11 protein-coding genes are annotated in these 12,903 nt (G+C 71.3%); 6 read left to right on the top strand and 5 right to left on the bottom strand.

Translation table 11 applies throughout. From position 1 onward, the window contains the following. Positions 1 to 40: 40 nt before the first annotated feature. On the top strand, positions 41 to 739 hold the full coding sequence (locus G3M62_RS06450; RefSeq protein WP_165185637.1) for an ABC transporter ATP-binding protein: 699 nt from the start codon (positions 41 to 43) through the stop codon (positions 737 to 739). After that, a complete protein-coding gene (locus G3M62_RS06445; protein WP_165185635.1) occupies positions 739 to 3,249 on the top strand; it encodes an ABC transporter permease in 2,511 nt (836 codons plus the stop codon). Before G3M62_RS06450 ends, G3M62_RS06445 begins: the two co-directional genes overlap by 1 nt. On the opposite strand, the gene G3M62_RS06440 is transcribed toward G3M62_RS06445, so the two are convergent. Beyond that, complete coding sequence (locus tag G3M62_RS06440) at positions 3,146 to 4,294, bottom strand: D-alanyl-D-alanine carboxypeptidase family protein (protein ID WP_165185634.1); 1,149 nt, start codon at positions 4,292 to 4,294, stop codon at positions 3,146 to 3,148. The two genes, G3M62_RS06445 and G3M62_RS06440, sit on opposite strands and share 104 nt — an antisense overlap. 93 nt (positions 4,295 to 4,387) lie before the next feature. On the opposite strand from G3M62_RS06440, the gene G3M62_RS06435 reads away from it, so the two are divergent. Then, positions 4,388 to 5,488: a L,D-transpeptidase family protein gene (locus G3M62_RS06435; protein ID WP_165185632.1), complete on the top strand. Its 1,101-nt coding sequence runs from the start codon at positions 4,388 to 4,390 to the stop codon at positions 5,486 to 5,488. 127 nt (positions 5,489 to 5,615) lie between these two features. On the opposite strand, the gene G3M62_RS06430 is transcribed toward G3M62_RS06435, so the two are convergent. Then, positions 5,616 to 7,613, bottom strand: a complete 1,998-nt coding sequence (locus G3M62_RS06430; protein WP_165185631.1) for a TonB-dependent receptor — start codon at positions 7,611 to 7,613, stop codon at positions 5,616 to 5,618. Positions 7,614 to 7,783: 170 nt separating this feature from the next. Between G3M62_RS06430 and G3M62_RS06425 the strand changes: the two genes are divergently transcribed. After that, a complete protein-coding gene (locus G3M62_RS06425) occupies positions 7,784 to 9,235 on the top strand; it encodes a carotenoid oxygenase family protein (RefSeq protein WP_165185629.1) in 1,452 nt (483 codons plus the stop codon). Here the strand turns inward: G3M62_RS06425 and dgcA are convergent. Both dgcA and didA read right to left on the bottom strand, forming a co-directional pair. After that, entirely contained in the window at positions 9,232 to 10,245 is a 1,014-nt protein-coding gene (gene dgcA / locus G3M62_RS06420) for an N-acetyl-D-Glu racemase DgcA (protein ID WP_165185627.1), read from the bottom strand. The two genes, G3M62_RS06425 and dgcA, sit on opposite strands and share 4 nt — an antisense overlap. A 32-nt stretch (positions 10,246 to 10,277) precedes the next feature. Then, entirely contained in the window at positions 10,278 to 10,487 is a 210-nt protein-coding gene (gene didA / locus G3M62_RS06415; protein WP_165185626.1) for a DNA damage-induced SOS-independent cell division inhibitor A, read from the bottom strand. Between the two features lie 126 nt (positions 10,488 to 10,613). On the opposite strand from didA, the gene G3M62_RS06410 reads away from it, so the two are divergent. Further along, positions 10,614 to 10,919, top strand: a complete 306-nt coding sequence (locus G3M62_RS06410; RefSeq protein WP_165185624.1) for a polyhydroxyalkanoic acid system family protein — start codon at positions 10,614 to 10,616, stop codon at positions 10,917 to 10,919. A 37-nt stretch (positions 10,920 to 10,956) separates the two neighbouring features. Here the strand turns inward: G3M62_RS06410 and G3M62_RS06405 are convergent, their stop codons facing one another. Beyond that, entirely contained in the window at positions 10,957 to 11,442 is a 486-nt protein-coding gene (locus tag G3M62_RS06405) for a low affinity iron permease family protein (RefSeq protein WP_165185622.1), read from the bottom strand. 109 nt (positions 11,443 to 11,551) lie between these two features. On the opposite strand from G3M62_RS06405, the gene G3M62_RS06400 reads away from it, so the two are divergent. Then, complete coding sequence (locus G3M62_RS06400; RefSeq protein ID WP_165185621.1) at positions 11,552 to 12,823, top strand: cation:proton antiporter; 1,272 nt, start codon at positions 11,552 to 11,554, stop codon at positions 12,821 to 12,823. Positions 12,824 to 12,903: the final 80 nt, after the last annotated feature.

Here is a 12,903-nt window from a genome sequence, read left to right as displayed (position 1 = left end):
GGGTCGCATCCAGACAATGACCAGGCTTCTAGGAAGTTTCATGGCAGAAACCGCGCCGCCCGCTTCCGTCCTCGCGCCCGTTCTCGAACTTGATGCGGTGACCCTCACCCTGCCCTCGGCGGCCGGACCGGTGAACATCCTGCGCGGCGTCGACCTCGCGGTGGCCTCGGGCGAGCGGCTGGCGGTGATCGGGCCGTCGGGCTCGGGCAAGTCGTCGCTGATCGCGGTGGGCGCCGGGCTGGAGCAACCGACCTCGGGCGTGGTGAAACTGTTCGACCAGGACCTGGCCAAGCTGGACGAGGACGGCCGGGCCAAGCTGCGGCGCGGCCGCGCGGCCCTGGTCTTCCAGGCCTTCCACCTGCTGCCCAACATGACCGCCGAGGAAAACGTCGCCACGCCGCTGGAGATCGCCGGCGCCAGGGACGCCCTGACCACCGCCCGCCAATGGCTGGGTCGCGTGGGCCTGTCGGCGCGCCTGACCCACTATCCGCACCAGCTGTCGGGCGGCGAGCAGCAACGGGTCGCCCTGGCCCGCGCCCTGGCCGCCCGCCCCGCCCTGCTGTTCGCCGACGAACCGACCGGCAACCTCGACTCCAAGACCGCCGCCATCGTCGCCGACCTGATGTTCGACCTCGTCGCCGAGGTGGGCGCGGCCCTGGTCATGGTCACCCACGACCCGGCCCTGGCGCAGCGCGCCGACCGCATCGTGCGGATGGGCGACGGGAAGATCGTCGCCTGATGGCCGCCCTCTCGTTCCGCCTGGCCGCCCGCGAGCTGCGCTCGGGCGTGCGCGGCTTTCGCATCTTCCTGGCGTGCCTGGCCCTGGGCGTGGCCGCCATCGCCGCCGCCGGCTCGACCGCCGAGGCCTTCCGCCACGGCCTGGCCAGCCAGGCGCGCGAGATCCTGGGCGGCGATCTCTATTTCTCGGTCGAGAACCGTGACTTCACCCCGGCCGAGCGAACGGCCTTCGACGGACTGGGAACCACCACCTACACCGCCGCCGCCCGGGCCATGGCCGAGGCGCCGAGCGGCGACCGGCGGCTGGTCAGCCTGCGCGGCGTCGACGGTCGCTTCCCCCTGGCCGGGACCGTCAAGGTCGATGGCGCGCCCGACCTCAAGACCGCCCTGGCCGACCGCGACGGCGTGCCCGGCGCGGCGGTCGAGCCCGCGCTGCTGGACCGCCTGCACCTGAAGCTCGGCGACCGCTTCACGGCCGGGCCCATGACGGTGCGGGCCAGCGCCATCCTGGTCAGCGAGCCCGACGGGCTGTCACGCGGGTTCGCCCTGGGGCCGCGCGTGCTGGTCCGCCGCGAGGTGCTGGAGCGCTCGGGCCTGACCGCGCCGGGCGGCCTGTCCGGCCGGGCCGTTCGCATCGCCCTGCCCGCCGGGCAGGACCCGCGCGCCACCGGCAAGGCGGTCGTGGCGAAATTCCCCGACGCGGGGCTGGAAACCCGCGACCGCCTCGACGCCGCGCCCGGCGCGCGGCGGCTGATCGACCAGCTGGAATACTTCCTGGGCTTCATCGGCCTGGCCTCGCTGGTGGCCGGCGGCCTGGGCGTGGCCGGGGCGGTCAGCGCCTATTTAGCGACGCGCGAGCCCTCGATCGCCGTGCTCAAGGCCCTGGGCGCCGACGGGGCGCTGATCCGCAATCTGTATCTGATCCAGATCGGGCTTCTTGCGGCGCTCGGCGTGGCCATCGGCCTGCTGATTGGAGCCGTCGCGCCGCTGATCCTGGGACAGTTCGCCGGATCGTTGCCGATCCCAGCCCTGTTCGCGGTCTATCCGCTGCCCCTGGCCAAGGCCGGACTGTTCGGCCTGCTGGCGGCGGCGGCCTTCTCGCTGATTCCGCTGGCCAGGGCGCGCCGCACCCCGCCCTCGGCCCTGTTCCGCCGCAGCCTGGGCGGCCGCATTCCGCTGAGCCTGGAAACCCTGGGCGCGGTGCTGGCGGGCGCGGGCCTGGCCGCCCTGGCCGTGATCACCGCCCCGACGCCCCTGGCCGCCGCGATCATGATCGCCGGGGTCGCCGTCTCGTTCGCGATCCTCTGGGCCCTGGGCCGCGCCGCCGCCTGGGGTGCGGGCAAGGTGCGCCGACTGGTCAGCGGCCCCGCCAAGCTGGGCCTGGCCAACCTGGCGGGACCACGCTCGGCCGCGCGCACCGCCAGCCCGGCCATCGGTTTGGGCGTGGCCCTGCTGGCCTGCGTGGTGCTCATCCAGTCGGCCCTGCTGGCCCAGATCACCACCACCGCCCCTCGCACCGCCCCGGCCATGGTGTTCACCGAAATCCCCGGGTCGCAGGCCGCCGCCTTCGACGCCGAGGTCGCCCGGGTCATGCCGCTGACCTCGGAGAGTTACCTGCGCCTGCCCTTCGCCACCGGCCGGATCAGCGGCCTGAAGGGCCAGCCGGTCGACAAGGACAAGATCAAGCCCGGCCAGCGCTGGGCCTTCGACAACGACATCGGCATGACCTTGCTTCCGGGCGCTCCAAAGGACGGCAAGACGATCGCCGGCCAATGGTGGACACCCGACTACGCCGGCCCGCCCCTGGTGGCCCTGAACGCCGAACTGGCCGAGGGCGCGAACCTGAAGGTCGGCGACACCATCACCCTGACCATCCTGGGCCGCGACATCGAGGCCCGCATCGCCGTGCTGCGCAAGATCGAGTTCGGCGGCTTCGGCCCCAACTTCAACATCGTGCTGAACGCCAAGGCCCTGGAGGGCGCGGACCTGCGCAACGTCGCCATCGCCCGCCTGGGCAAGGCGCAGGAAGCGGCCCTGACCCGCGCGCTGGGCGACAGCTTTCCAGGCGTCAACGTGATCAGCGTCCGCGAACAGCTGGACGCGGCCGCCGCCCTGTTCGACCGCCTGGCCCTGGCCGTGCGCGGCGCGGCTGGCGTGGCGGGGCTGGCGGGCCTGCTGGTCCTGGCCGGCGCCATCGCCGCCGGGGCCCGGGCCCGGGCGCGCGAGGCCGCGACGCTCAAGGTTCTGGGCGCGACGCGCGGCCAGATCCTGGCGGCCTACGCCATCGAATATGGCGCGGTCGGGCTGATCGCCGGCGCGGCGGGCGTGGCCCTAGGCTTCGCGGCCGCCTGGCCGGTGGTGGTCAAGGTGTTCGAAGCCAGCTGGAGCGTCGACTGGGGCGGGGTGATCATCCTGCTGGCCGGCGCGGCGGGGCTTTCGACGGCGGGCGGCCTTTTGGCGGCGGCGCTGGCCTTGTCGCAGCGACCGGCGCCGGTGCTGCGGGCGGAATGAGCAGCGGGTCTCCAGGATTGCCCGAGCCTGCCTGAGGCAGGCTGCTGATCGGCACGCCCGGCAGCATCGGCTCGCCCGTCCACTCCCAGTGCCAGGGCTCGAACACGTAGTTGACGAAGCCGAACCGCGCGGCGTTGGCGACCATCCAGCGATAGACGTCCGACCGCGCCATGGCCCGACGGTTGTCGTCGGCGCTGGAGTCCGGCCCGAAACCCGGGGCGGCGGCGATGAACACGTCCATGGCCAGGCCCGTGCGGTGGGCCGAGCAGATCGTGCGCGACACGCCCTGGCAGTTGTTGTCGCGAGCGCAACGGGCGGCGTCCGCGGCCGGGTCGCGGAAGCCGGAGAAGATGGTCAGCACACGTGGATCACGCACCATGCCGGCCGCCTTGGCCTCGGCGACCATCCGGCGATAGGCGTCCATCGCGCCCTGCCGCAGTTGGATGGTCTTGCCGCCGTAGCTTTCCTCCGGCTTGGCGGTGGCCAGGGTCGAGACCGCCGGCGCGCCGGGGCAGATGCCCTCGCCATTGACCTTCACGAACGGGCGAGCCCGGTGCCAGCGCACCAGCATCACCTTGAAGGTCTCCGGATCGAAGGTCCCGGTGGACTTCAGGCCATGCCCGCCCTGCCAGCGCGCCAGGGCGGCGGCGAAACGGGTGCTACCCGGCGCGCAAGCGGTCTGGATCTCGTTGGCGACGCGGGGGGCGTAGATCTCCCAACCGACTTCCTCGCGCCCGAACGGCTGCCAGGTCAGGCTGGTCAGCGAAGCGGCGTTGACCGCAGCCGAACTGGCCGAGGCCCCGCCGGCGTCGCAGTCCTCGGGCGAGGCGCCGGGCGCCGCCCCGAACGTCGCGCTGGCCGGCGGATCGTTGGACGGCAGATAGGTCGGCGGCTCATAGGCCAGGGGCTCGCGCGGGGCCGAGGCCGAGGGCGGCGGCACGGCCGGCGCGGGTCGATTGCTGGGCCATAGCACCCACGCGAAGAAGCCGGCGACCAGCACCGCCAGCCCGCCCAACACCCAGATCAGCCGACGCAGGATCTTCAATCAGGGCTCCTTGGCCGCCAGGGGCCTGTGGTGGAACTTCGCCATGGCTGAAGGCTTGAGAAGGGCAAGGCGTTCCCGCCTCGGAGTTGTTACATGCCCTCGACCCTGCGTCCCGTCGTTCTGCTGCTCGGCTGCCTGGCGGCCACCACCGCCTGTTCGGACCCAGCGCCGCAGCAGCAGAAGCCGGCCGCGTCGAAACCCGCCGCCGCGCCCGCGCCCCAGACCCCGCCGCCCCTGGTCGCCGCTCCGCCCGCCCCCGCGCCGGCCGCGCCGTCGCCGATGGCCCAGGCCGTGAACGCCGCCGCCTTCGATCCCGCCGCCATGACACCCGAGGCCAAGAAGGCCTATCTGACCCGCGCCCAGGTGCTGCTGGACCGCGCCCACTTCTCGCCCGGCGTCATCGACGGCCAGGAGGGCTCGAACCTGACCATCGCCCTCAGCGCCTTCCAGGAAGCCCATCGCCTGACCGTCGACGGCAAGCTGAGCCCCGCCACCTGGGACGCCCTGGTCGCCGACGGCGCGCCCGCCCTGACCGACTATGTGATCACCGCCGAGGACGCCGCCGGCCCGTTCACGCCCGACATCCCCAAGGACGACTACGAGGCGATGGCCAAGTTGCCGGCCCTCGGCTACGGCACGCCGCTGGAGGCCCTGGCCGAGAAGTTCCACATGGACGAGCCGCTGCTGCAGGCGCTGAACCCCGGCGTCGACTTCGGCAAGGCCGGGACCACGATCATCGTCGCCGCGTTGGGCGCCGACGGCCTGGACGGCAAGGTCACCCGCATCGAGATCGACAACGCCAAGGGCGTGCTCAAGGCCTATGCCGACGGCGACAAGCTGCTGGCGGTCTATCCGGCCACGGTCGGCAGCACCGAGCGTCCCGCCCCGGTCGGCGAATGGGCGGTCAACACCGTGGCCCCGCGCCCGACCTATACCTACGACCCAACGCGCCTGACGTTCGGCAAGCCGACGGGCAAGCTGACCATCAAGGCTGGGCCGAACAATCCGGTGGGCTCGACCTGGATCGACCTGACCAAGGACACCTACGGCATCCACGGGACCCCGGACCCGAGGCTGGTGAACAAGCGGGCGTCGCACGGCTGTGTGCGGCTGACCAACTGGGACGCGGCGGAACTGGGCGCGGCGGTCGTGAAGGGGGCGAAGGTGGTGTTCCAGGGCAAGCCGGTGCGGTGAACACTTGCCCCCTACGGACCGCTTCGCGGTCGTCTTCCCCCGGAGGGGGAAGAGGCGCGCAGTGCGGGTGTCCTCCGCCCCCTATGGGGGCGGACAGGCGGCGAAGCCGCCAGGTGGGGGCAAGTGACTAGATCGCCAAGCGCAACCCCACCCGCACGATCCGCGGCGCCGAATACCCCGCCACCCCGTCCGCCGTTCGCGAGGTCTGGATGTTGGCGTCCAGCAGGTTGTCGCCGGCCACATAGGCCGTCACCAGCGGCCGCACTCGCCAGTCCAGGCGCGCGTCCAGACGCCAGGCCGGATCGAGCACGCGGCTGTTGAGGTCATCCTCGAACCGCTTGCCTTCCCAGGTCAGGTCGGAGGCCAGGGTCAGCTTCTCGCTCAGCTCGGCCGACAGGCCCGCCGTCGCGCTCCAGATCGGGGCCTGGGCCGGGCGTTTGCCGGTCAGTTGCGGCGCGTCCGAGCCGCCGTCGACCCGAGCGTCTGTCGCCGACAGGGCGGAGCTCAATGTCACGGCGCCGACCTTGCGCTCGGCCCGGCCTTCCAGACCGATCGCGTCGATGGTCCCGGCGTTCTGGCGCTGGCGCAGCACGCCGCCGGCCGGGATGAAGCCGCCGATCGGGAAGGTCCCGGGGCCGGCGCCCAGGGTGACGTTGACGATCGGATCCTCGATGCGGTTCCAGAACGCCGTGGCCTCGATCAGCCCCTTGTCGCCCTTGCGCGAGACGCCGGCTTCCAGCCCCTGCAGCCGCTCGGGCTTGAGGCCCGCATTGGCCTCGGTGACGTCGTTGCCCACCCGGAACGGACGATAGAGCTCGTTGAGACTGGCCGGGCGGAAGCCGGTATAGCCGGCGATCCGGGCGGTCGTGTCCTGACCCAGGTCGCGGGTCACGCCCAGGCGGCCGCTGACCACCTCGCCGTCGCGGTCGGCCGGACGCTGGTCCAGCAGCACCGCGCCGGTCAGGGCGTTGCGCTCGACACGAAAGCCGTCGGTGGTCTCCCAGTGGTCCAGGCGCAGCCCGCCGGCCACCAGCCACGGGCCGGTCGTCCACGAGCCGTCGGCATAGGCCCCGACCACCGAGGTCTTGCCGCCCGTCACGCGGTTGCGGGTGTAGGCCCCGGCCATGTAGCTGTAACGCTCGCGCTCCTCGCCGTCGTTGAGGCGGGCGTCGGCGCCCAGTTCCCACTCCACCCCGCCGAGCTTCTGGCGCAGAGCGCCGTTCAGGCCCCAGCCGGTGGCGGGCGTCTTGTCCTGGCTGTTGGCCGGGGTGGTGGACGAGCGGTCGGCGGCCACGGCGACCGAGCTGTTGAACAGGTCGCTGGTCCGTCGCCAGGCCTGCAGCTTCCAGCCCAGGGCCGCGCCGCGCGGCGCCTGCACCAGGGTGGCGCTGAACACGTTGCCCGAGGCGTTGGCCCGCGCCCCCGCCAGGCCCGCCCCGCGATCCTCCTCGAAGAACCCGCCGCGCAGCGACAGCAGGCCCAGGCCCGTGGCCATGTCGACGCGGCCCGAGATGCTCTTGGCCTCCAGGTCGGTCCGGGTGTCGGCCGCGCCCTGGGCCGGGCCGCGCACGGGCACGTAGCCGTCGGACTTGTCGTAGGAGGCCGCGCCGAAGAACTCGAACCGGCCCAGGGTCGAGACCGCCGCCGCCGAGGCGCGTTCGGACCCCAGATTGCCGACCGAGACGTCGGCGGCGATGCCGGCGTCGCGCTCCTTCAGGCCGATGACCCCGGTCAGGGCCCCGGCGCCGTAAGGCCCCGCCCCCGCGCCGCGCACGATGTCGATCCCGGTCAGGGACTCCGGCGCCAGCTGTGACCAGATCACCCAGCCGCCGAACGGGTCGTTCAGCGGCACGCCGTCCAGGGTGACCAGGGTCCGCCCCGCGCCCGACGGCGCGATGGCCCGCAGGCTGATGCCCTGAGTGGTCGGATTGGCCGACAGGCTGGAGGTGCGCCGAAACAGCGAGACGCCGGGCACTTGGCCGACCGCCTCGTCCACCCGCTGGCTCTTGGCCAGGTCGCTCTCGCTCAGATGCACCGCCGAGAAGGCCGCCTCGGCGGCGGCCGGCGGCAGGCGGGCGGCGGTGACGATCACCTGTTCGACGGAAGGCGGCGTGTCGAAGGGCATGGAAACCTCGCGTGGGACGTGCTCGCCAACGACCTAGACCGCTTCGCGCGGCGGAAGAACGGCGCAGGTCGGGGTGCGTGCGATTTTCCGTCGCTTGTACGACGGGACCAAGGTTCTACTGTCGGTTTCAAGGCGCGCCACGACGCCAATCCAGCCAGGGCGGAACCACCATGAAGATCGATCGCCTGCCGCCGGTCCGCACCTCGCTCCAGCCGACCAACCATCCTTACCTGACCGGCGCGTGGACCCCGCTGCACGAGGAGGTCGACGCGGTCGAGCTGGAGGTGCTGGAGGGCGCGATCCCCACCGACCTTGACGGCGTCTATCTGCGCAACACCGAAAACCCTGTCCACCAGCCCCTGGGCCGCTACCACCCGTTCGACGGCGACGGCATGGTGCATCAGATCGAATTCAAGGACGGCCGGGCCGCCTACCGCAACCGCTTCATCCGCACACGCGGCTTCGAGGCCGAGCAGGAGGCGGGCGAGAGCCTGTGGGGCGGACTGGCGGACGGGCCGGGCACGTCCAGGCGGCCGGGCTTCGGGGCCCACGGCGGCCTCAAGGACACCGCCAGCACCGACATCGTCGTCCATGCCGGCGAGGCGATCGCCACCTTCTACCAGTGCGGCGAGGCCTATCGCCTGGATCCCCTGACGCTGGAAAACCTGGGCGTGGCGGCCTGGGCGCCGCTGGATGGCGTCTCGGCCCACGCCAAGGTCGACGAGGCGACCGGCGAGCTGCTGTTCTTCAACTACTCCAAGCACGCGCCCTACATGCACTACGGCGTGGTCGACGCCTCGGGTCGGCGGACGGTCTACCAGGCCATCGACCTGCCCGGCCCGCGCCTGCCGCACGACATGGCGTTCACGGCCAACTGGTCGATCCTCAACGACCTGCCGGTGTTCTGGGACGCAGGGCTCCTGGAACGCGACATCCACGCCGTGCGCCTGCACAAGGGCGTGCCCTCGCGGTTCGGGATCGTGCCGCGCCACGGCGGCGAGGTTCGCTGGTTCGAGGCCGCGCCGACCTATGTGCTGCATTGGCTCAACGCGTACGAGGACGGCGACGAGATCGTGCTGGACGGCTATTTCCAGGAGAACCCCACGCCGCGCCCGCTGGAGGACGCGCCCGAGGGCCACGGCCACCTGATGGCCTATCTGGACGAGCACAGCTTCCGGCCCAAGCTGCATCGCTGGCGCTTCAACCTGGCCACGGGCGAGACGACCGAACAGCGGCTGGACGACCGCGTGCTCGAGTTCGGGATGTTCAACCAGGCCTATGCGGGACGGCCCTACCGCTACGCCTATTCGACCACCGCCAAGCCTGGCTGGTTCCTGTTCAACGGCTTCGTCAAGCACGACCTGGAGACGGGCCAGAGCTTGTCGTTATCCCTGGAGCCCGGCCGCTACGCCAGCGAAGCGCCGTTCGCGCCACGCGTGGGCGCCGTGGACGAGGACGACGGCTATCTGGTCAGCTTCATCATCGACGAGAACCGGGGGACGTCGGAGTGCCTGGTGGTCGACGCCCGGACCATGACCCCGACGTGCCGGATCGCCCTGCCGCACAAGATCAGCAGCGGGACACACGCGGTCTGGGCGGGGCGACAGATGCTGCGCGGCTAGAGCCACAGCCCCGTCGCCGTCACGCCATCGCCCCAGAACCCTTCGGCGGGCCTGGTCATTCGTCCGTCGGCCACGCGGCAGCCGCCTGGATGGTCCTGGGCCAGCCACCAGGGGCCGTCGAAGTCGGCGAAGGCGCAGGAACTGGCCAGGTGCAGGGCCGGAGCGATGGCCAGGGACGAGGCCACCATGCAGCCGACCATCAGCTCAAAGCCGTGGTTGCGGGCCTCCTCCAGCATCAGCAGGGCCTCGGTCAGACCACCGGCCTTGTCGAGCTTGAGGTTCACGGCGCGATAGCGGCCGCGCAGGGCGGCCAGGTCTTCGGCCACGTGCACCGACTCGTCGGCGCAGATCACATAAGGCGGATCATAGCCCTCCAGCGCCTGGTCCTGTCCGGCCGGCAAGGGCTGCTCGACCAGGGCGATGTTGAGGTCCGACAGCACCGGCTTGAGGCCGTCGAGGATGGCGAAATCCCAGCCCTCGTTGGGATCGACGATCAGCCGAGCGTCCGGCGCGGCCCTGGCCACGGCCAGCAGGCGGGCGGCGGGATCGTCGGCCGACAGCTTGACCTTGATCAGGGGGGCCGACGCCACCGCCAGGGCGGCCGCGCCCATGGCCTCGACGCTGTCCAGGCTGACGGTGACGGCGGTGACCAGGCTGTCGGGCACGCGCAGGGCGGTCAGGGCCTCGACGCTCAGCCCCTCGCGCTTGGCCCGCAGGTCCCAGAGGGCGCAGTCCAGCGCGTTGCGGGCCGCGCCGGCCGTCAGCAGCGCCAGGGCGTCGTGTGGCCGCACCCCGTCGCGCAGGGCCTGGGCCGCCGGCTGAAGCTGGGCGATGACGCTGTCGACCGTCTCGTCATAGCGCGCATAGGGCACGCTCTCGCCGCGTCCGATCAGGTCGCCCTCGACAACCTCGACCACCACCACCTCGGCGGCGGTCTTGACCCCGCGCGAGATACGGAACGGGGCCTTCAGGCGGTGGCTGACATGGGCGATCGAGACGGTGCGCTGCATGTCCCTGCCATCCCACCGATCGGCGGATTTGGCTAGTCGCGGCGGCGGATCGGAGAGTCGGCGCGGCGCTCGCGCAGCACCTGCATGGCCAGCCGGGGATCCCACACGAACAGCGCGCTCCAGACCAGCAGCACGCCGGCGTAGTTCAGCGCGCCGACCACGCCATGAGGACGGCCCGGACGCGTGAAGCGGGTCGAGCGCGACTGGGGCTGAAACAGGCTGGGCATGGCGATGTCGGTCATGACGTCCTCCTTGGATGACCAGACCTTCGCCGCTCATTACGTCAAGTTCGGACGTATGATATCGCCTCTTCGCCCCCATATGTCGCCGACGGGCGTTAGAACCCGCACAGCAGGAGCGCCACGCCCATGAGCAAGCCGGTCACCATCACCATTCCCCACGCGCTGGGCGCCGCGGAGGCGCGCCGCCGCATCGAGGAAGGGTTCGGCCAACTTCTCAGCCAAACCGGCGGCATGGTGAAGGATGTCCAGAAGACCTGGACCGGCGACGCCCTGACCTTCTCGGCCCAGGCCATGGGTCAGCCGATCTCCGGCGTGCTGACCGTGTTCGCGGACTCGGTACGGATGGATATCGTCCTGCCCGGCCTGCTGGGCATGATCGCCGGCAAGATCACCGGTCAGGTCAAGAAGCAGGGGCAGTTGCTGCTGAAATGATTGGGCGCACACGCATGCGCGTGTCCCCGCCCCTTGCCTAAGTCGTTCTCACCCGCCGCGCCGGGGCGTTCCGAGCGGGCGGGGGCGGCGCACGCTTGGGCTTGCGCTTCGGCGAGACCTTGGCGCTCTTGCGGGCCTCGCGAATAGCGCTGACCTTTTCCAGCCGGTCCTGGGCGATCCGGGCGTGCTCGGTGCAGCGGTCGTGCATCGCCGCCAGCTCCTTCTCGGTCAGCTTCTCGATGCCCATGAAGTCGTTCTCGGCGCCCGAGGTCAGGATCAGCTCGTCCAGCTTAGTCTGAACCGCCTCGCCGTCGCGGTTCTGGGTGTTCTGGATCAGGAACACCATCAGGAAGGTGATGATCGTGGTGCCGGTGTTGATCACCAGTTGCCAGGTCTCGGAGAACTTGAAGATCGGCCCGCTGGCGGCCCAGAGCACGACCAGCAGCACGCAGACGATGAAGGCCGGCGGGCTGCCGGTGATCCGCGCGGTGGCGTTGGCGAATTTGGCGAACAGCTTGTCCATGACGCTCCCAGCTCTTGGACCTGAAGGCCCGGGATCATAACGCCCGACGGCGGCGCTCGGTTCGGGTCGCGCCTTGGCCCCGGTCCGGCGCGCCGCGCGTTAGGGACGGATGTTCGATCCGTATCTGCTGTTCCTGCTCGGCCTGGGCGTCGTCGTTCTGCTGGTCGCCTGGCTGCCGATGGCGCTGAGCCGCCTGCCGCTCTCCCTGGCCATTCTGTGCGTGCTGATCGGGGTTGCGGTGTTCCACGGCGGCGTCCTGCCGTTCCGGTCCGATCCGCTACGGTTCTCGACCCTGACCGAGCGGCTGACCGAGATCGTGGTGATCGTCTCGCTGATGGGCGCGGGGCTGAAGATCGACCGGAAGATCGGCTGGCGACGCTGGAGCTCGTCCTGGCGACTGATCGCCATCACCATGCCGCTGAGCATCGTGGCGGTGACCCTGATGGGCGTCCACGGCCTGGGTCTGGGCCTGGCCTCGGCCCTGTTGCTGGGCGGGGCCCTGGCGCCCACCGACCCGGTGCTGGCCGCCGACGTCCAGGTCGGGCCGCCGCGGTCGGGCGAGGACGGCGAGGCCCGCTTCGCCCTGACCTCGGAGGCCGGCCTCAACGACGGCTTCGCCTTTCCCTTCGTGCACCTGGCCGTGGCCATCGCCTTGGCCGGCGGCGTGGTCGGCCAGCCCCTGCTGACCCACTGGCTGGCCGTCGACGTGCTGTGGCGCGTGGCGGCCGGGGCCGGCGTCGGCTGGGCGGTCGGCAAGGTGCTGGGCTGGGCCACCTTCAAGGCGCCCCATGCGCGGATCTCCGGCACCGGCGACGGCCTGGTGGCCCTGGGCGCGACCCTTGTGGCCTATGGCGTCGCCGAGGCCGCGCACGGCTACGGCTTCCTGGCGGTGTTCGTCGCGGCCCTGGCCCTGCGGGCGACCGAGCGCGACCACCAGTTCCACGAGGCCATGCACGACTTCGCCGAACAGGTGGAACGCCTGCTGATGATGCTGGTCCTGGTGCTGCTGGGCGGCGCGGTGGCCGGCGGGCTGCTGGACTCCCTGACCTGGAAGGAGATCGCGTTCGGCCTGGCCCTGGTGTTCGTCGTACGGCCCCTGGCCGGCTGGATCGGCCTGATCGGCGCGCCGCATTCGATGCGCGAGCGGGCGGTCGTCGCCTTCTTCGGCATCCGGGGGCTGGGCTCGTTCTACTACCTCGCTTACGGGCTGAACCACGGCGACTTTCACCGCTGGGACCGGCTGTGGGCGATCACGGGCTTCGTCGTGCTGTGCTCGATCCTGGTCCATGGCGTCACCGCCACGCCGCTGATGACCCGGATCGACGCCTGGCGACGGCGGGAAGTGTTGCACCAGGACGAAGCACAACTGAGACGGGATTGAACTTCACCCTAGGATGCGGCAAAGCGTCACAGCTTCGCGTATCGACGAAACGTAAAGGCCCTGTTCGCGTATTTCTCCCG

It is taken from the genome of Caulobacter soli, from assembly GCF_011045195.1.
GTDB lineage: Bacteria > Pseudomonadota > Alphaproteobacteria > Caulobacterales > Caulobacteraceae > Caulobacter > Caulobacter soli.
The sequence above is the reverse complement of the archived record's forward strand: the minus strand, read 5'-3'. Positions and strand labels throughout refer to the sequence as shown.